Genomic DNA, 17,067 nt, shown 5'->3' with positions numbered 1-17,067 from the left:
GTGACACTTTATTGTCACGAAATTGTAGCAGCGACGGGGGCTAGGTAGAAAGGAGTTTTGGGTTATAGGGTCGTAACTGTGAATCTCTCGTGACGTTTTCCACAATATCTGTGGATAACTCAGTGAATAAAATGTCGACTTCCTTCGCGAAAGCGCGCGGCAAGTGCACCTCAGCAAATTGGCTAATTTTTCAACATTGAAACAAATGATAATAAAAACATTGGGTTACGTTGGTTTGTTGATGCGGGGTGTCAGTGGGGGGCGGTTTTGGGGCGCGGATGATAAATCCCTAATCACCTTGTGAATAATTGTTACCCAATCTGATCAAAAAATGTAACGTGTTACCGCACATAACGAAAAAACTGTGACATAGCGTCGCCTGACGGTAACACTTAGCGGGCACTGTGCGAGTAAATGGGGCGCTAGCCGCGATAAATGCAGCCGCTGGTGCAGGTTTCTCTGATTTCGACAGCGCTGAGTTGGGGCAGGGTGGGCTTTAATTGGTCCCAGATCCAGATCGCCAGATTTTCGCTGGTCGGGTTTTCCAGGCCGGGAATGTCGTTCAGGTAGTGGTGGTCCAGGCGCTCGTAGGTAGCTTGGAAGGCGCGTTTGAGATCGGCGAAGTCCATGATCCAGCCGGCGTTGGCATCCAGCTCGCCACTTACGGTTAGCCTTACATGAAAGCTGTGTCCGTGGAGGCGACGACATTTATGGTCTTCCGGCACATTCGGAAGGTGGTGTGCCGCTTCGAATGTGAATTCCTTGAATACGTCCACGAGACTTACCTGTATGAAAACGCGGCTATGGTAAAGGCGATGGAGTGGCTTGTACAGGTTTCCCAATCCCCTGATTTCGCTCAAATAACAGACGAATTGTTCAGCATTCATGCAAATGCAAAAAAACTTTAAATTTCTTTGTAGTTACGTTTGACAAGCCTCGGGTTTTCGGTAGAATGCGCCTCACTCGTTCGGGGGGTGGTTAGCTCAGCTGGGAGAGCATCTGCCTTACAAGCAGAGGGTCGGCGGTTCGATCCCGTCACCACCCACCAATTAACGAGTTTGTTTGTTATGCGGACCGGTAGTTCAGTTGGTTAGAATGCCGGCCTGTCACGCCGGAGGTCGCGGGTTCGAGTCCCGTCCGGTCCGCCAGACAAACACAGAAGCCCTGCCATCGAGCAGGGTTTTTTGTTTGTGCTGCAAAAATCGCATGCCCTTATCCTCTCTACTCGCCCATTAATTGACATCACTGTTGACTAAAAAGGCGAGGCTATCATAGTCTTTTGGTTCGCGGGTTTTATTCGCCCGTTTAACGCCAGTAGAACAATAACAGTGCGAAATAGCCTGACTCCTGATCCCGGAAACCTGTTCTTGGTGTTTATTCATTGATATCACGGAGAGTTTCAATGTCAGCCAGGCCTATGTCCTTGTCATTCGGGTTCATCACCAGCTTCGTAGTGGCTGGTCTGTTGCAGGCAGCGCCGGTGTTGGAAGAGGTTGTTGTTACTGCGCAAAAGCGTGAGCAATCGCTAATGGATGTGCCGATCTCGGTGGCGGTTGTCGATCAGGGACAAATTCAGGCGTCTCAGGTCGCAGATACTCAGGATTTTGTGCGTCTGACGCCTTCCTTAAGTTTTACACGTAGCTTCGCTGCGTCTGCCAGTTCCTTTGCTATGCGTGGCATTTCTTCTTTTGTGCAGCAGGGTTCCATTCAGCCTGCGGTGGCAGTGATTGTTGACGGCGTCGCGTTGTCACGTAGTGCGGAATTTATTATGAGTCTCGCAGACGTTGAGAGAATTGAGGTTCTGCGCGGCCCGCAGGGTACGCTGATTGGCAAGAATGCCACAGCGGGAGCGCTGAATATCGTAACGCAGCGTCCGGAAGCTGAGTGGCGTGGTGAGGTGTCTGGAAGCTATACCAATGACAGTGAGAAGATATTGCGAGCTATGGTGACGGGTCCGTTTTACACCGAGGCTGCTCGCTATCGAATCAATGTTTTCAAGCGTGAAATGGATGGCTTTATTGAGAATATTCACCCAGTAGGTCGTGATCAGGGCGGCATTGATAGTCAAGGTGTGTTGGCGAAGTTCGATATTGACCTAAACGAGGATATGGAGCTACGTCTGAGTGCAGACTATCGCGATATATTTTCTGCGCCTCAGTTTCTGGTGCTGGTGCCGGATACCCAGCTCACACAGGAATTCGTTGATCGAAATGGATTTATCCCCAGCTTTGATGATCCCAAGGTTAATATCGATATTGACCCCGAAAATGTGGATGTTGGCTGGGGTTTGAGCCTCGACTATTTATGGTCGCTGTCGGAGGGGCTTGGTGTTCGGGCAATCACTAGCTACCGTGAGTTTGATACGGATTCTGAGCTAGATGTGGATCTTGGACCGGAGACTATCAAACCAACTACTGTAGAAGCTGCGCCGGGCGTATTTATCGGTTATCGGGGGGCGCCTTTCGGCAGCGGGCGCGCACCGATCAGTTCCTATACATTCACCCAAGAACTTCGGGTTGAGGGTAGTGGTGCACACTACAGCTACATTGCCGGTGCTTTTTATCAATCGTTAAAAGAAAATGCCTTTCTTACCTTGCCAACCGTGATTGATTTAGTGAATCGCCCCGCGGCGCCGGGCCCGAACCCGATCATTTCGTTGGTGCATATGACTGACTCGGTAGTGACGGATGACACCAGCGCGATATTTGGTGATGTCACGCTAGATCTGACTGACAGCATTTCTTTGTTTGCCGGTGCCAGATTTACTCGTGAAACACTGGGTTGGCGTATTGTGCAGATGGATCTTTATGATCCAGACAGTGAAAGCCCTTTGGGTGTCGCGCAGCCTTTCTTTGAGGGTGCGCCGAAGTCGGCAATACGTTCGGCCGTTGATCGGATTCGTGCTAATCCCAAACTTTACGATCTGAATAGCTTTCAGACCTTGCCCGCCATCGTGCTGGATGATGAGCAGACCGAAAACAAGGTTACCGGTCGGCTGGGTTTGATTTATCGATTCAGTGACGAGGTTTCGGTATATGCCAGTGTTAGCACGGGTTTCAAAGGCGCTGGTATCAATGCGTCCGCGACAGCGACTACACCTGAACGTGCGCTGGTAGACTCAGAGGATGCCTTCTCTACCGAGCTGGGTCTAAAAGGGCGTTTCTGGGATAACCGCTTATCGCTCAATGCGAATGTCTTTTCGATGGTTGTTGAAAATTTTCAGGCGGCGCAATTGACGCCAGGTACATTTAATACTGAAGTAATTAACGCCGGAGATATTGAAAGTGCAGGTGTGGAGCTGGAATTTACGCTAGCCGCTACTGACGATCTGCGGCTTTCAGGTGGTGTGGCCTACACTGATGCGACACTCGAAAACTTCACGAATGCCTGCTACGTAGGGCAGGATGCGGCTGACGGCTGCACCATTGACAGTAATGGCGATGGCGAAGGAGACACCCAGGATCTGTCGGGTTCTGAGTCACCGGTAACGCCGAGTCTAAAATGGCATGTGGCGGCTGACTATCACAGGGATTTACGTGCTATTCCCTGGGGGTGGGATTTTCGCATAGCATACGCCTGGCAGGATAAACAGCAGTTCAACTTACAGCGGGACCCATTGAACGCAAACCCGGCCTATGGCTTGTGGGATGCGTCAGTGAACCTGAGTGATAGGGGTGGGCGCTACTCGGTGGGCGTGTTTGGTAAAAACCTGACAGACGAACGGTTTTACGCGGCTTACGGTGAAATTGATGGCTTTATAGCGCGAGCCCAAGCCATGCCGACCCGCGCGGCATTTCGCCATTGGGGTATTCAGGCGCGGCTAGCCTTTGACTAGCCGCACCGATACAAGCTTACAGTTTAAGTTTGAGCATCGCCTTGTACATGGTGTCGAAAGTTTTGCCGTAGGGTGGTGCCATCATCAGTAGTCCACTCATCGGTCCCTGTTGAAATATCGGTCGCATTTTGGAGAATTCAACGAATCCTTCGTGGCCGTGGTAGTGGCCCATGCCGCTGTTGCCGACACCGCCGAAGGGCATGTCATGCTGGGCAACGTGTACCACGCTGTCATTGATGCACATGCCGCCCGACAAGGTGTTGTAGATCACCTTGTCCTGAGTCGCTTTGTTGTTGCTGTATAAATACAGCGCGAGCGGGCGCTCATTCTCGTTAATGTATTGGATTACCTCATCGAGGTCGCGGTAGGGCTTGATCGGAAGCAGGGGGCCGAAGATTTCATCACGCATGATCATCATATCGGGCTTCACGTCGCAGACCAGGTGTGGGGCGATTTTGCGCAGCGAGTCATCTCGAGCAGCTTCGTCTAACAGATTGACCGCGTTTGCGCCTTTCGTTGTGGCGTCATCCAGTGTTTGCGTCAATCGCTGGTAGGCTTTTTCGTCGATCACAGAGGTGTAATCGGGGGTGTCGAGGCGCGGATAGCGTGCTTTGACAATGGCTTTGGCGGCCTCGATAAAGTCGGGAACCTTTTGTTCGGGGACAAACAGATAGTCCGGTGCCACGCAAGTTTGGCCGGCGTTGAGAAATTTGCCGAATAGCAGTCGTTCTGCGGCGGTTTTGATGTCGTAATCTTCGGCGATGATGGTGGGCGATTTGCCGCCCAGCTCAAGGGTCACGGGCGTCAGATATTTGGCGGCAGTTTCCATCACGGTTTTGCCTGTGGAGGGAGAGCCGGTGAATATCAGGTGGTCCCAGGGGCGGTCAGTGAACGTCTGAGCGGAAACACCGGGGATTACTGCCAGCACCGTGTCGTCGAATGCCTCGCTGATCAGTTTGTCCATCAGGCGTGCCAGTGTTTGTGAATTGGCGGCCATTTTGATGATGCAGCGATTGCCGGCGGCGAGGGCGCTGATGGCAGGGCTAAGTGCGAGGAAGAGAGGATAGTTCCAAGGGGTGACAATACCCACAACACCTTTTGGTTGTGGTATCACTCGGTTTTTGGCGCCGAAAAACGCAAGGCCTACATGGCGTTTCTGGGGCTTCATCCAGCGTTTAATGCGCTTTTTGGTGTAATGACAGCCGCTGAGCAGGCCAAATATTTCCAGTACTTTGGACTCCTGCGCGGCGCGATTGCCAAAATCAGCGCTGATTGCTTCGGCTATGGCATCCTGATGGGTTTCCAGAAGGTTGGCAAGCGTGTCCAAGTGGGCGATGCGTTCGGCTGCGGTTGGATAGGCGTGCGTGCGAGAGGCTGCCTTTTGTCGGGCGAATACGTCGTCGATGCGTTCGCTGCTTGGTGCGCGTTGCTGTGATGTATTTTCAGGTTGTTGCGCTTCTGCCAGGTTGCTCATGGTTCACCCCCGTTGGTTGGTTGTCTCGATCATACATGCTGTGGAGCGTAAAGTTTTGCCTTTTCGCGCCATTTCATTAGTGTCGCGATCATCGTTTAAATGGTCTGAAAGGGGCGCCTAATGCGTCGCAAGTGCCGATTAGTGTGATATTGTTCCCAGCTAAGCTGCTGTTTTATGCGTACTATTTGCCGGATAATTACGCTATACACACGCCTTGCACTCACGACGGAGTGACTATGCTCGATCTACAGGCGGGAGCCAATGAAGCAGTCGTCTTTTTTAAAGGTGACCTGGTAGACAAGGAAGTTCGCTACGCCGAGTTTGAGGCTGTGCTTGATGGTTTTGCCGGCGTGCCCGCCTATTCAGGTAAGGTCGTTAAGGCGGTCTATCTGCAAATCAATCGCCACCTCGTGATCCAGGCGGCTGTCTTTTTTACGCTTCCCTTTGCAGAAGATGGTCAGGTTGAATCAACCTGGAACATTCCTTTGCAGCATCTTGCTGATCACGGCCTGACCGGGCCGGATCTCGGAGACGGCACTATTCGTCTGGCGTGTCGTAGCTCTTGCCCCGTAGTCTGGTACAAAGACAAGTTGTGGGACCCGGAAATGGGGGCCAACTCAACGTTTGATTTGCTGGTGGAGGCGGTAAAACGCAACCGACTCGGCTTGATTGAGGAGCGCAGCCCTGCGGTGAGGGTGACACCTGCTGCGCCGGTACAGGCCCAGCCGCAGCCGCAGGTTAATGTACCGCCGTCCTCACCAGTAGCGCCCGAGGCGCCCACCGGGCCGCGCTTTAATCGAAAATATCGTCGCCGCCTGGAAGGTTTAAAGCAAAAGCACAGGTTGGAACTCAGCACGCTTGCAGAGCGCCTGAAACGCCGCGTCGATTCTACGGAGGCGAGTTATGTAGAGCGCCTTCGTGCAAAGGACGAGAGTTTGCAGGAACTCAAAAATCGTCTCGCTAAAGCCCGTCGTAATGAGTTGAAGCTGAAAGAGGCGCTGGACGGTTACGAAAACAAATTTAATAAGATTCGCGAGCGCTATGAGGAGACCCTGCGCAAAGGTAGTTCTGAGTATGCCGCTGAGGTTGCCGTGTTACGTGAGCAGTTTCAGGTTGAGCTGGCCGACAAAACCAAGGCGCAGGCCGAAGAGTTGAATGAGCGGATTGCCATGCGCGAGGCTGAGCTCCACTACCGCGACGAGCAGATTGCAAAGTTGCGCGATGAGCTGACGCTGACCAAAAAAGAGCTGCAATCGCTGATGAAAAATGACAGCGGCCAGATTCTGCAGCGCATGACGGATACTGGAATCACCTTTGTTGCCTACCACCCTGGTATAGAGCACCTGGTCTTGGTGCCGGCAGAGATTACGGCCTACGTAAACGATCCCATAGCCTTTGTGTCGCAGCGCTGTGGCGTGCCGATAGAGCATTATCGTGAATGGCTAATGCACTACCGCTTGCCGGTGTGCCGGTTCAAGGATGCTGACGGGCAGGTGTGTGGACAGCCGATAGACAAAGTGATGAAGCCTCTCTACTTTCGTCACGGTGAAAGCGACCGGTGTCGGGAGCATCTGGGGGGCGGGATTTGACCGGTTTCGCGGCTGTGCCGGATTCATCGACTCCGCGCTGATGCTTCAACAAATCTTTGATGAGCGCTTCGCGCGTGCTGGTGTGCCACTGTATCTCTGGCGGCTGGATCAGTTGCCCGGCGTGCTTGCCGGCAATAAATACTACAAGCTGAGTTCGAACCTGGATCACGCCGTTGCCGCCGGTCGATTGCGGGTGGCTAGTTTTGGCGGCGCTTGGTCCAATCATCTGCATGCGCTGGCGCGCGCGGGGCAGGCGCGGGGGTTGAAGACCCTGGGGCTGGTGCGTGCAGATGCCTCTACTGCGCTCACCCCCATGTTGGAAGATGCGCGTCGCTGGGGGATGGAGTTCATTTTTTTGTCTCGCAGCGACTACCGTCGTCGCCACGATCCCGGTTTTCTTGATTTGCTGTCTGGTGATTGGCCGGATACCTTTTGGGTGCCGGAGGGTGGTAGCAATGCGCTGGGTGTTACAGGTTGTGTGTCTCTTGGCCGTGAAATTGCTCGGGCGTTACCAGATAGAGATCTGATAGTCGCTCTAGCGTGTGGTACCGGGGGCACATTGGCCGGTGTGGCTGCGGGGCTGGGTGCGAAAGCGCAGGTTCAGGTGTGTGGCTATCCGATGGTGAAAGGCGGTTTTTATCAGAGCGCGGTGGAGGAGCATCTGCGCAGTGCGGGGCTCTGCGCCGACAATTGGGCGATTGTTGAGGATGTCGCTATGGGTGGCTACGGCACGTGTTCGCCAGAGCTGGCTCGCTTTATCGTCGATTTTTATCGGCGACATCAGGTTGTGTTGGAGCCGGTGTACACCGGTAAATTGCTTTACGCGCTGCTGCAACAAGTGCAGGCGGGGGAATTTCAGGGGCGATCCCTGCTGGCCCTGCATACCGGGGGCCTGCAGGGCTTGCGAGGTTATCCGGCGTTACTGGCCGACCTTGCCGAGGTGGGGTTTCAAGGTCTGGAGGAGGGGTTTTAGTACTTTCGGGTTGGCGGCCACAATATTACCGGTTTCGAAATGCTTGTTGCCGCCCTGGAAGTCGCTGACCAACCCGCCTGCTTCTTTGATCAGTAGGATTCCGGCAGCAATATCCCAGCGATTCAGGCTCACTTCCCAAAAACCATCCAGACGACCGGCAGCCACATAGGCAAGGTCGAGTGCGGCTGCGCCAGCGCGACGAATACCTGCGGTCTGTGACGCCACGGCGGCAAGACTTCCCATAAATTCGGGCATCAGCTCATCGTTGCGGTTTTTGTAGGGGATTCCGGTGCCGAACAGGGCGCCTTCCATGCTGGTCATCTGGCTAACCCGGATACGACGCCCATTGAGCTGTGCGCCGCGGCCGCGACTGGCGGTGAATTCTTCGCGGCGAATGGGGTCCAGTACCACCGCGTGTTCAATAACGCCCTTATAAAGACAGGCGATAGAGACCGCGTAATGAGGGATGCCCCGGATAAAGTTGGTGGTGCCGTCCAGGGGGTCGATTACCCATTGATAGTCGGAATCCGGGTTGTCACTTTGGCCCGACTCTTCGCCGAGGATGGCGTGATCGGGGTAGGCTTTGCGGATGTGGTAGACAATTTCCCGCTCGGCGGCGCGGTCGATGTCGGTAACGAAGTCGTTGGTGCCTTTGGTCTCGATCTTAAGGCGCTCGGTTTGTTCGGAGGCGCGGGCAATAATTTCGCCCGCCTTGCGCGCAGCGCGAAGCGCAATGTTCAACATCGGTTGCATATATAAAGAGCCTTGGCTTGTATGGATAGCGACAGGCGCGCGATTATACCAGAGAGGTAGACACGATGAGAGTGGTATTTTCCCATTCCTTCAATTGTCTCAAATGCACCTTCCTGCTAGACTGACCACCCATCTCACGGGGGCTGAGAATCTTTCCTTCTCGCGCCTCTACCCTCTAAACCTGCACATTCTTAAAGGTAGTACATGGCGCGTTTCATCTTCGTGACCGGTGGTGTTGTTTCGTCTTTGGGCAAAGGAATTGCCTCGGCCTCACTCGGAGCTATTTTGGAGGCCCGGGGCCCCAATGTGACTGTCCTCAAACTGGATCCCTACATTAACGTTGACCCGGGCACCATGAGCCCATTTCAGCACGGCGAGGTTTTTGTTACCGAGGATGGTGCAGAAACAGATCTCGACCTGGGTCACTATGAGCGTTTTCTCCGTAGCAAAATGGGTAAACGCAACAACTTTACCACCGGGCGAGTATACGAAACGGTGCTGCGCAAGGAGCGCCGCGGTGATTACCTGGGCGGCACTGTTCAGGTTATTCCTCATATTACCGACGAGATAAAGCGTCGCGTCATGCTGGGCGCCGGTGATGCAGATATCGCCATTGTCGAAATTGGCGGTACCGTGGGTGACATCGAGGGGCTTCCTTTCTTCGAAGCCGCCAGGCAGATGCAGGTAGAGCTGGGCGCCAAAAACGCCATGCTGATGCATCTGACCCTGGTGCCCTATATTGCCACTGCCGGTGAGACCAAAACCAAGCCTACTCAGCACTCGGTGAAAGAGCTGCGCTCTATCGGCTTGCAGCCTGATATTCTTCTGTGCCGCTCAGATCACGAAATTGACGAGGGTTCGCGTCGCAAGATTGCGCTGTTTACCAACGTTGAGCCGCGCTCAGTCATTCCCTTGCCCGATGCGGATTCTCTCTACCGTATTCCGTCCATGCTTCAGGCACAGGGGCTCGACAGCATTATCGTGGAGCGCTTCGGTATTGAGTGTCCAGAAGCTGACCTTTCAGAGTGGAATGCTGTTATCGAAGGCGATCTGCACCCTGAGCGGGAAGTGACCATCGCTATGGTCGGCAAGTACATGGAGCTTATTGACGCCTACAAGTCGCTCAATGAAGCACTTTCCCACGCCGGCATTCACTCCAAAACCAAGGTCAATATCCGGTATATCGATTCAGAAGAGATCGAAACCAAAGGCACCTCTGTGCTCGACGGTGTACACGGCATTCTGGTGCCGGGCGGGTTCGGTTTGCGCGGCGTGGAAGGCAAGGTCTTAACTGTCAAACATGCTCGCGAGCAGAAAATTCCTTACCTGGGGATCTGTCTGGGCATGCAGGTGGCGGTCATCGACTACGCCCGCCATGTGGCCGGTTTGGAAGGGGCTCATAGCACTGAGTTTGTCGCCGACACTGCTCACCCGGTCATTGGGCTGATCACTGAGTGGGAAGACGCCAGCGGCAAGCGTGAGACCCGCGATGAATCTGCGGACCTTGGCGGCACCATGCGTCTGGGTGGTCAGGAATGTGGCCTGGTTGCTGGCACCCGCGCCTGTGATGCCTACGGTTCTGAGCGCATTATGGAGCGGCACCGACACCGCTATGAGGTGAACAACAATTACATTGAGCAGCTTCAGGCCGCCGGCCTCACCATTTCTGGCTGGTCGTCAGATGGCTCACTGGTTGAAGTTGTTGAGCTGGCGGACCACCCCTGGTTTATTGCCTGTCAGTTTCACCCGGAATTTACCTCTCGGCCCCGAGAAGGGCACCCGCTATTTAATGGGTTTGTCGGGGCTGCGCTTGAGCAACTGGGTAACGGGTCATGACTATTGCAGACAAAACGATAACCGTTGCCCGTCTGCCAGTTGCCAATAACCGTCCGTTCACACTGTTTGGCGGAATGAATGTACTGGAGTCGCGCGACCTCGCCTTGCAGGTGGCGGAGCACTATGTGCAGGTGTGCGCCCGGCTGGGTATTCCCTACGTTTTTAAAGCGTCTTTTGACAAGGCGAACCGGTCATCAGTGCATTCCTTTCGGGGGCCGGGTCTCGACGAAGGACTGAAGATTTTTGAAGAGATCAAGGCGACGTTTGATGTGCCGGTGATCACGGATATTCACGAATGTGATCAGGCCGCGCCAGTGGCTGAGGTATGTGACGTGTTGCAGTTGCCGGCTTTCCTGGCTCGGCAGACGGATCTTGTCAAAGCCATGGCCGCGACCGGGGCGGTCATTAATATCAAGAAGCCCCAGTTTCTGAGCCCGGCCCAGATGAAAAATATCTGTGAGAAGTTTGCCGAGTGTGGCAATGAGAAGCTCATGCTGTGTGAACGCGGCAGCAACTTCGGGTATGACAACCTGGTCGTCGATATGCTGGGCTTTCGTACCATGCGTGACGTAAGCGGCGGGGCACCACTGATTTTCGATGTAACCCATGCCCTACAGTGCCGCGACCCCATGGGGGCGGCCTCTGGTGGACGACGTCATCAAGTGGCCGAGCTAGGCCGCGCTGGTATGGCTATCGGGCTGGCAGGGCTTTTTCTGGAAGCACACCCCAACCCTGATAAGGCGCGCTGTGACGGCCCAAGTGCCTTGCCGCTCGATCAGCTGGAACCCTTTCTGGCGCAGATGAAAGCCGTGGACGATGCGGTAAAAGCACTTCCCCCACTGGACATCAGCTGACGTTAACCCGATTACCCCAATAACTTATCTGGAGATTCATTCATGGCAGAAATTGTTGATATCAAGGCCTTCGAGGTTTTGGACAGCCGCGGTAACCCAACTATTCAAGCCGATGTGGTTCTGGCCTCCGGTGCGGTGGGCACAGCGTGCGCACCCTCTGGCGCCTCTACCGGCTCGCGCGAAGCGCTTGAGCTGCGTGACGGTGACAAATCTCGTTACCTTGGTAAAGGTGTGTTAAAAGCTGTCGCCAACGTAAACACAACAATTCGCGATCTGCTGATGGGCCGCGATGCCACAGACCAACGTGCGATTGACCAGGCCATGATTGACGCCGATGGCACAGAGAATAAAGGCAATCTAGGCGCCAACGCCATTCTGGCGGTGTCGCTGGCTACGGCTAAGGCCGCCGCAGCCGAGAAGGGGATTCCCCTGTATCAGCACATTGCTGAAATTAATGGAACGGCTGGCGAGTACACCATGCCGGTCCCCATGATGAATATTCTGAATGGCGGCGAACATGCCGACAACAATGTGGATATTCAGGAATTTATGGTGCAGCCCGTCAGCGCCGACAGCTTTGCTGAAGCTCTGCGTCAGGGTGCCGAGATTTTTCACGCTCTCAAGAAGGTGTTGTCCAGCCGAGGCCTGAGCACAGCGGTGGGTGACGAAGGTGGGTTCGCACCAAACCTGCCGTCAAATGAAGCCGCCTTGGAAGTGATTGCGGAAGCGGTTGCCAATGCCGGTTATAAGCTGGGCGAAGATATCACCCTGGCTCTGGACTGTGCGTCGTCCGAGTTTTACAAGAATGGCAAGTACGATCTGGCAGGTGAAGGCAAGACCTTTGATGCGGCCGGTTTCGCCGAATATCTCGATGACCTCAGCCAGAAATACCCGATCATCTCCATCGAAGATGGTATGGACGAAAGCGATTGGGACGGCTGGGCAATTTTGACCCAACGTATTGGCGACCGGGTGCAGTTGGTAGGCGATGACCTGTTTGTTACCAACACCAAGATCCTCAAGCGGGGTATCGACGAAAAAGTGGGTAACTCCATTCTGATCAAGTTTAATCAGATTGGTTCGCTGAGCGAAACCCTGGACGCGATCAAGATGGCGAAAGATGCCGGATTTACAGCGGTTATTTCTCACCGCAGTGGTGAAACCGAAGATACCACCATCGCCGACTTGGCGGTTGCTACGGCGGCTGGTCAGATCAAGACTGGCTCACTGTGCCGCTCAGACCGGGTTGCCAAATATAACCGCCTGCTGCGTATCGAAGCTGAGCTCGGCGCAGCCTATCGCGGCCGCGACGAGTTTACCTCCTAAGCTCCGAGGCGCGCGAGTGATAAGGCGCAATGCTCTGCTTTTCCTGTTGCTGGCGATATTTGTCTGGTTGCAATATCGCCTCTGGTTTGGACCGGGCAGCTGGGAAGAGATTACTCGTCTGCGCCGAGAAATCGCGCAGCAGGAGGAGACTAACGCTGAGTTGCGCGCGCGCAACGAGCGCTTGGCGAAAGAAGTGTTGAGCCTCAAAACCGATCTTGCCACGGTGGAAGAACGAGCCCGGCGTGAGCTGGGCCTGATCAAAAAGGGCGAAACTTTCTATTTGATTGTCGATGAGGCTGAGACGCCGTGACTGCAGACAATCTTTGGGTCGTGGTTCCGGCGGCCGGGGTGGGCAGCCGTATGGGGGCCGGTATCCCCAAGCAATATCTGACCGTAGCCGGTGAAACGGTGCTTTCCCGAACCTTAAAGCGATTGTTGTCATTGTCTGATGTCCATCGCATCGTGGTGGCTATTTCTGCGGAAGACCGTTGGTGGCCAAACGAGTCTATAGGCAAGCATCCACAGATTCAGACGGTTAGCGGAGGCGCTGAACGAGCCGACTCGGTGTTGGCGGGACTAAAGGCTCTCGCCGCTAACGCGGGTCCTGACGACTGGGTTATGGTGCATGACGCAGCGCGTCCTTGCGTGCAGCCACATCAAATTGAGGATATGCGGAAGTCGCTGCAAAGCGATTTGGTGGGTGGACTTATGGCCATTCCTGTGGCCGATACGCTCAAGCGCAGTGATTCCGAGCTGCGAGTCTCTGAAACAATTGATCGGCGCGCACTGTGGGCGGCGCAAACCCCTCAGGTGTTTCGTTATCAGATTTTGCGCGACAGCCTTGAACGTGCGCTGGCTGAGGGAATCGCCATTACAGACGAGGCCTCGGCGGTGGAGTGGGCCGGGTTTAAGCCGCGCTTGTTCCCGGGAAGTAATCGCAATATAAAAATTACGGTGCCGGAAGATATCGAACTGGCCGCCATGATTCTTGATGCCCAGCCAGGATAGGAGAGAGCGTTACAATGAGAATTGGTCAGGGTATCGATGTACATCGCTTTGGTGATGGAGATACCGTCTGTCTTGGCGGTGTAAAAATAGCGTGCGATCAGGGGCTGGTTGCGCATTCAGACGGTGATGTAGTGCTGCACGCCTTGTGTGATGCACTGCTGGGCGCACTGGCGCTGGGTGACATCGGCAAGCATTTTCCCGATACCGATCCACGCTTTGCTGGTATAGACAGTCGCGAATTGCTCCGCCATGTGGTTGAACTGGTTGCCAGCAAGGGTTATCAGCTGGGTAATGCCGATATCACGGTTGTTGCGCAAAAGCCCAGATTGGCGCCGCATATTGATGCCATGTGCAAGACCATCGCGGCGGATATGAACACCTCATCGTCGCGGGTAAGCGTTAAGGCCACGACTAGTGAAAAACTCGGTTTTACTGGTCGTGGTGAAGGCATAGCAGCTTTCGCTACGGTGTTGCTGGAGGAGCACTGAAGTGCTGCAGTGTCCATTTGCGTGGGGCGGTCCGGTGTCCGTCGGCCGCATGCGAGTGCTGCCAGAGCATTTCCGAGTGATCGAGACGCTGGATGTTTCGTTTGACGCTGAGGGTGAGTTTGACTGGGTCTATATTGAAAAAACCGGACTGACGACGCCGGAGGCGGCCGATCTGTTGAAAGGTTTTTCCGGCGCGCGTGATATCAGTTATTCGGGTCTGAAAGACAAGCATGCCGTTACCCGTCAATGGTTCAGCCTACATATGCTTGGTGCTGCCAGTGCGGACTGGTCTGCGTTTAGTGACTCGCGCATCAAGGTGCTGCGATCTGAGCGACACCGGCGAAAACTGCGCCGGGGTACGCACCGTTACAATCACTTTGAGTTGGTGCTGTCGGGGGTAACTCTGGCCCAATTAGAGCAGCGGATATCCACGGTGGCTCAGCGCGGCGTGCCCAACTACTTTGGTGAGCAGCGTTTTGGTCGCCACGGTGAAAATATCGAAGCCGCCCAACGCTGGCTGCTTGGCGGTGGTAAAGTTTCCCGTTTCAAGCGCGGGCTTTGGCTATCAGTCGTTCGCGCACAGTTATTTAATGCAGTCTTGGCAGGGCGTGTGGCTGCCGGCAACTGGAATACGGCATTGGCAGGGGATCTGTTTGCGCTGGGCGACGGCAACAGTGTCTTTCAGGATGTGCTCTGCGAGGAACTTGCGCACAGGCTGGAAACCGGAGAGATTCACCCCACCGGACCACTACCGGGCAAAGTGGGGCGCACCGCCCCGGTCAATGCAGCGGCAGATTGTGAAAATAGACTCCTTGAGCCATACGCTCCGGTGGTGGCCGCGCTGGTAAAGCGTGGTGTTGAGGCAGCTCGTCGTCCACTGAGAGTGATTCCCAAGGGCTTGGCGGCAGAGCCCGCTGACGAGGGCGTTCGGTTGGCGTTTTCACTGCCGCGCGGCTGCTTCGCCACGGCGCTTGTGCGAGAATTGATTGATTATTCGGAATAGTAATGGCATGACGCAACAAAATTTTGGCGGCATTGGAATGACATCCCAGCGCACGCGCGACCGGCTGATCAATCGATTGCGGGAGCAGGGCATCAAAGACGCATCGGTGCTTGAGGTTCTCGGTCGAACCCCGCGGCACATTTTTCTCGATGAGGCCTTGTCTCATCGGGCCTATGAAGACAGTGCGCTGCCAATAGGCTACCAGCAAACCCTGTCGCAACCGTATATTGTCGCATTGATGACAGAGCTGATTCTTAGTGCCGGACCGCGCAAGCGGGTGCTGGAAATTGGTACGGGGTCAGGGTATCAGACTGCGGTTCTCGCCCAGCTGGTGGAGCGGGTGTACTCGGTGGAGCGCATATTGCCCTTGCAATCCAAGGCACGTGAACGCATGCGCACCTTGGGGCTTTCCAATGTTTATATGAAACACGCCGATGGTGGCATGGGCTGGGAGGCGCGCGGTCCCTACGATGCGGTGATTGTGACAGCAGCCCCCGAATCCGTCCCTGAGCCTTTGATTGCTCAGCTCGATGACGGTGGCCTGCTGGTTATTCCAGTGGGGGACGGTCGTAAGCAGGAGCTCAAACTGTTCAGGAAAAATGGCGCCAATCTCGAAGAAATCAGCGTGACACCGGTGATGTTTGTGCCGCTGCTCGAAGGAACTGTAGGCTGATGATGAAGCATTTCGGCGTATTTTTGCGTGGTGTCGCTATGGGTGCGGCAGATGTGGTGCCTGGGGTGTCTGGCGGTACGGTCGCCCTGATTACCGGCATCTATGCCACGCTGATACAAAGCCTCAGCGCAATCAACATCGATTTTTTCCGGCTTGTGCTCAAGGGGCGTATTGTAGATGCTTGGCATCACGTAAACGCGAACTTTTTGCTGGCGCTGATGGCTGGTATTGCAGTAAGCCTATTCTCGCTCGCCAAAGTCATCACCTATGGGTTGGCGCAACACCCAGAGCCGGTCTATTCCTTTTTTATGGGGCTGATTCTGGCCTCATCGATATTGCTGTGGCGGGATATAACACCGCATCGTCTCAGTCATGGGGGATGGTTGTTGATCGGTGCGTTGTTTATGTGGGGCGTGTCTGAATTGCGGCCTGTGGCAATTGAGCCCACGCCCTGGCTGCTGTTCGGCGGCGGTGCAATCGCCATTTGCGCGATGATTTTGCCTGGAATTTCAGGCAGCTTCCTGCTGTTGATGATGGGGCTTTATTCGGTTGTCCTGAGCGCGATTGATACGCTGGATTTGGCGACCATACTCATCTTTGGTGCCGGCTGCATCGTAGGTCTGTTATCGTTTGTGCGGGTGCTGTCGTGGCTTTTAATACGCTATCGCAACGCGCTGATGAGTTTTTTGGTTGGGGTGCTGCTAATGTCGCTTAAAGTGCTGTGGCCTTGGCAGGGTGTTTCTATGGCTGCCGGTAGTGAGGCAGCTATTGCGGGCGGCGCATTTATTGTTGGTCTGGTGTTAGTCGCTGGGCTAGGGTATCTCGGGAGGCAGCGTTTGAGCTGAAAGCGCTAGTCCTGCTCAGACTGTTTTGATATAAAAAGTATCCTGTAAGTGGATTTAGTTATGAAAATGGCGGTTGTAGAGGGTTCACTCCACCCCGTGGTGATGCTCAAAAGACGCAAATCTGCCATGTAAAAAGAAGGAAAAATCAACATTTGTAGACTGGGCGGCATAAGGAAAGCGTTTTTTAATAAGGGGAATTTTCGCTTGTCGAACTCTCTTTTTTTTATGACGATCTTATTGCTGGCTGGCTGCACTGCGGGACCAAATTTCGCGCCTGTTGTTGATTTGCATTCGCCGCCTGAACGAACCCCGGAAAACTATGTGGTGCAGCGAGGTGATACCTTGTATTCCATCGCCTTTCGCTACGGTCTGGACTACCGGGGGTTAGCGTCTGCTAACGGAGTCAGAGG

16 protein-coding genes and 2 tRNA genes are annotated in these 17,067 nt (G+C 54.5%); 15 read left to right on the top strand and 3 right to left on the bottom strand.

Annotation, left to right across the window (positions count from 1 at the left end; all coding sequences use genetic code 11):
* Window positions 1-422 precede the first annotated feature (422 nt).
* The gene (gene queD / locus AC222A_RS13670; protein ID WP_372760209.1) at window positions 423-776 is read right to left on the bottom strand and encodes a 6-carboxytetrahydropterin synthase QueD; all 354 of its coding nucleotides are present in this window, start codon (window positions 774-776) and stop codon (window positions 423-425) included.
* Between the two features lie 196 nt (window positions 777-972).
* Here queD and AC222A_RS13665 point away from each other — a divergent pair.
* From AC222A_RS13665 to AC222A_RS13655, 3 genes are all read left to right on the top strand, one after another.
* Window positions 973-1,048, top strand: a tRNA-Val gene (locus AC222A_RS13665).
* Window positions 1,049-1,071: 23 nt separating this feature from the next.
* Window positions 1,072-1,148, top strand: a tRNA-Asp gene (locus AC222A_RS13660).
* A gap of 254 nt (window positions 1,149-1,402) precedes the next feature.
* Window positions 1,403-3,835, top strand: a complete 2,433-nt coding sequence (locus AC222A_RS13655) for a TonB-dependent receptor (RefSeq protein ID WP_486775112.1) — start codon at window positions 1,403-1,405, stop codon at window positions 3,833-3,835.
* A gap of 16 nt (window positions 3,836-3,851) precedes the next feature.
* Here AC222A_RS13655 and AC222A_RS13650 read toward each other — a convergent pair whose 3' ends face one another.
* A complete protein-coding gene (locus AC222A_RS13650) occupies window positions 3,852-5,309 on the bottom strand; it encodes a coniferyl aldehyde dehydrogenase (RefSeq protein ID WP_372749761.1) in 1,458 nt (485 codons plus the stop codon).
* A 236-nt stretch (window positions 5,310-5,545) separates the two neighbouring features.
* On the opposite strand from AC222A_RS13650, the gene AC222A_RS13645 reads away from it, so the two are divergent.
* Window positions 5,546-6,898: a hypothetical protein gene (locus AC222A_RS13645; RefSeq protein WP_486775111.1), complete on the top strand. Its 1,353-nt coding sequence runs from the start codon at window positions 5,546-5,548 to the stop codon at window positions 6,896-6,898.
* A 40-nt stretch (window positions 6,899-6,938) separates the two neighbouring features.
* Window positions 6,939-7,871, top strand: a complete 933-nt coding sequence (locus AC222A_RS13640) for a 1-aminocyclopropane-1-carboxylate deaminase/D-cysteine desulfhydrase (protein ID WP_372810398.1) — start codon at window positions 6,939-6,941, stop codon at window positions 7,869-7,871.
* Here AC222A_RS13640 and AC222A_RS13635 read toward each other — a convergent pair.
* Window positions 7,818-8,624: an inositol monophosphatase family protein gene (locus tag AC222A_RS13635; RefSeq protein WP_486775110.1), complete on the bottom strand. Its 807-nt coding sequence runs from the start codon at window positions 8,622-8,624 to the stop codon at window positions 7,818-7,820. The two genes, AC222A_RS13640 and AC222A_RS13635, sit on opposite strands and share 54 nt — an antisense overlap.
* A gap of 204 nt (window positions 8,625-8,828) precedes the next feature.
* Between AC222A_RS13635 and pyrG the strand changes: the two genes are divergently transcribed.
* From pyrG to AC222A_RS13585, 10 genes are all read left to right on the top strand, one after another.
* Window positions 8,829-10,460 (top strand): CTP synthase, encoded by a 1,632-nt coding sequence (gene pyrG / locus AC222A_RS13630; protein ID WP_486775109.1) that lies wholly within the window; start codon window positions 8,829-8,831, stop codon window positions 10,458-10,460.
* Entirely contained in the window at window positions 10,457-11,314 is an 858-nt protein-coding gene (kdsA, locus tag AC222A_RS13625; RefSeq protein WP_486775108.1) for a 3-deoxy-8-phosphooctulonate synthase, read from the top strand. The genes pyrG and kdsA overlap by 4 nt, the downstream gene beginning before the upstream one ends.
* A 42-nt stretch (window positions 11,315-11,356) precedes the next feature.
* A complete protein-coding gene (gene eno / locus AC222A_RS13620; protein ID WP_372760103.1) occupies window positions 11,357-12,640 on the top strand; it encodes a phosphopyruvate hydratase in 1,284 nt (427 codons plus the stop codon).
* Between the two features lie 16 nt (window positions 12,641-12,656).
* Window positions 12,657-12,950 carry a cell division protein FtsB gene (ftsB, locus tag AC222A_RS13615; RefSeq protein ID WP_372749487.1) on the top strand — a complete coding sequence of 98 codons (294 nt, stop codon included), beginning with the start codon at window positions 12,657-12,659 and terminating at the stop codon, window positions 12,948-12,950.
* A complete protein-coding gene (ispD, locus tag AC222A_RS13610; protein ID WP_372780912.1) occupies window positions 12,947-13,648 on the top strand; it encodes a 2-C-methyl-D-erythritol 4-phosphate cytidylyltransferase in 702 nt (233 codons plus the stop codon). The genes ftsB and ispD overlap by 4 nt, the downstream gene beginning before the upstream one ends.
* 14 nt (window positions 13,649-13,662) lie before the next feature.
* Window positions 13,663-14,136, top strand: a complete 474-nt coding sequence (gene ispF / locus AC222A_RS13605; protein ID WP_372749485.1) for a 2-C-methyl-D-erythritol 2,4-cyclodiphosphate synthase — start codon at window positions 13,663-13,665, stop codon at window positions 14,134-14,136.
* Window position 14,137: 1 nt separating this feature from the next.
* Window positions 14,138-15,139: a tRNA pseudouridine(13) synthase TruD gene (gene truD, locus AC222A_RS13600; protein ID WP_372749484.1), complete on the top strand. Its 1,002-nt coding sequence runs from the start codon at window positions 14,138-14,140 to the stop codon at window positions 15,137-15,139.
* Between the two features lie 7 nt (window positions 15,140-15,146).
* Window positions 15,147-15,812, top strand: a complete 666-nt coding sequence (locus AC222A_RS13595; RefSeq protein WP_372749483.1) for a protein-L-isoaspartate(D-aspartate) O-methyltransferase — start codon at window positions 15,147-15,149, stop codon at window positions 15,810-15,812.
* A complete protein-coding gene (locus AC222A_RS13590; protein WP_372780910.1) occupies window positions 15,812-16,657 on the top strand; it encodes a DUF368 domain-containing protein in 846 nt (281 codons plus the stop codon). Before AC222A_RS13595 ends, AC222A_RS13590 begins: the two co-directional genes overlap by 1 nt.
* A gap of 204 nt (window positions 16,658-16,861) precedes the next feature.
* Window positions 16,862-17,067 (top strand): LysM peptidoglycan-binding domain-containing protein (locus AC222A_RS13585; protein WP_486775107.1); only part of this gene is annotated, 206 nt, incomplete at its 3' end.

This window comes from Litorivivens sp. (genome assembly GCF_057445395.1).
The sequence above is the reverse complement of the archived record's forward strand: the minus strand, read 5'-3'. Positions and strand labels throughout refer to the sequence as shown.

Bases quoted from the DNA above. Each gene is read 5' to 3' on its own strand.
- ispF (WP_372749485.1), top strand. From the start codon at position 13,663: ATGAGAATTGGTCAGGGTATCGATGTACATCGCTTTGGTGATGGAGAT.
- AC222A_RS13635 (WP_486775110.1), bottom strand. From the start codon at position 8,624: ATGCAACCGATGTTGAACATTGCGCTTCGCGCTGCGCGCAAGGCGGGC.
- AC222A_RS13655 (WP_486775112.1), top strand. From the start codon at position 1,403: ATGTCAGCCAGGCCTATGTCCTTGTCATTCGGGTTCATCACCAGCTTC.
- AC222A_RS13590 (WP_372780910.1), top strand. From the start codon at position 15,812: ATGATGAAGCATTTCGGCGTATTTTTGCGTGGTGTCGCTATGGGTGCG.
- AC222A_RS13640 (WP_372810398.1), top strand. From the start codon at position 6,939: ATGCTTCAACAAATCTTTGATGAGCGCTTCGCGCGTGCTGGTGTGCCA.
- kdsA (WP_486775108.1), top strand. From the start codon at position 10,457: ATGACTATTGCAGACAAAACGATAACCGTTGCCCGTCTGCCAGTTGCC.
- eno (WP_372760103.1), top strand. From the start codon at position 11,357: ATGGCAGAAATTGTTGATATCAAGGCCTTCGAGGTTTTGGACAGCCGC.
- AC222A_RS13595 (WP_372749483.1), top strand. From the start codon at position 15,147: ATGACGCAACAAAATTTTGGCGGCATTGGAATGACATCCCAGCGCACG.
- pyrG (WP_486775109.1), top strand. From the start codon at position 8,829: ATGGCGCGTTTCATCTTCGTGACCGGTGGTGTTGTTTCGTCTTTGGGC.
- AC222A_RS13645 (WP_486775111.1), top strand. From the start codon at position 5,546: ATGCTCGATCTACAGGCGGGAGCCAATGAAGCAGTCGTCTTTTTTAAA.
- AC222A_RS13650 (WP_372749761.1), bottom strand. From the start codon at position 5,309: ATGAGCAACCTGGCAGAAGCGCAACAACCTGAAAATACATCACAGCAA.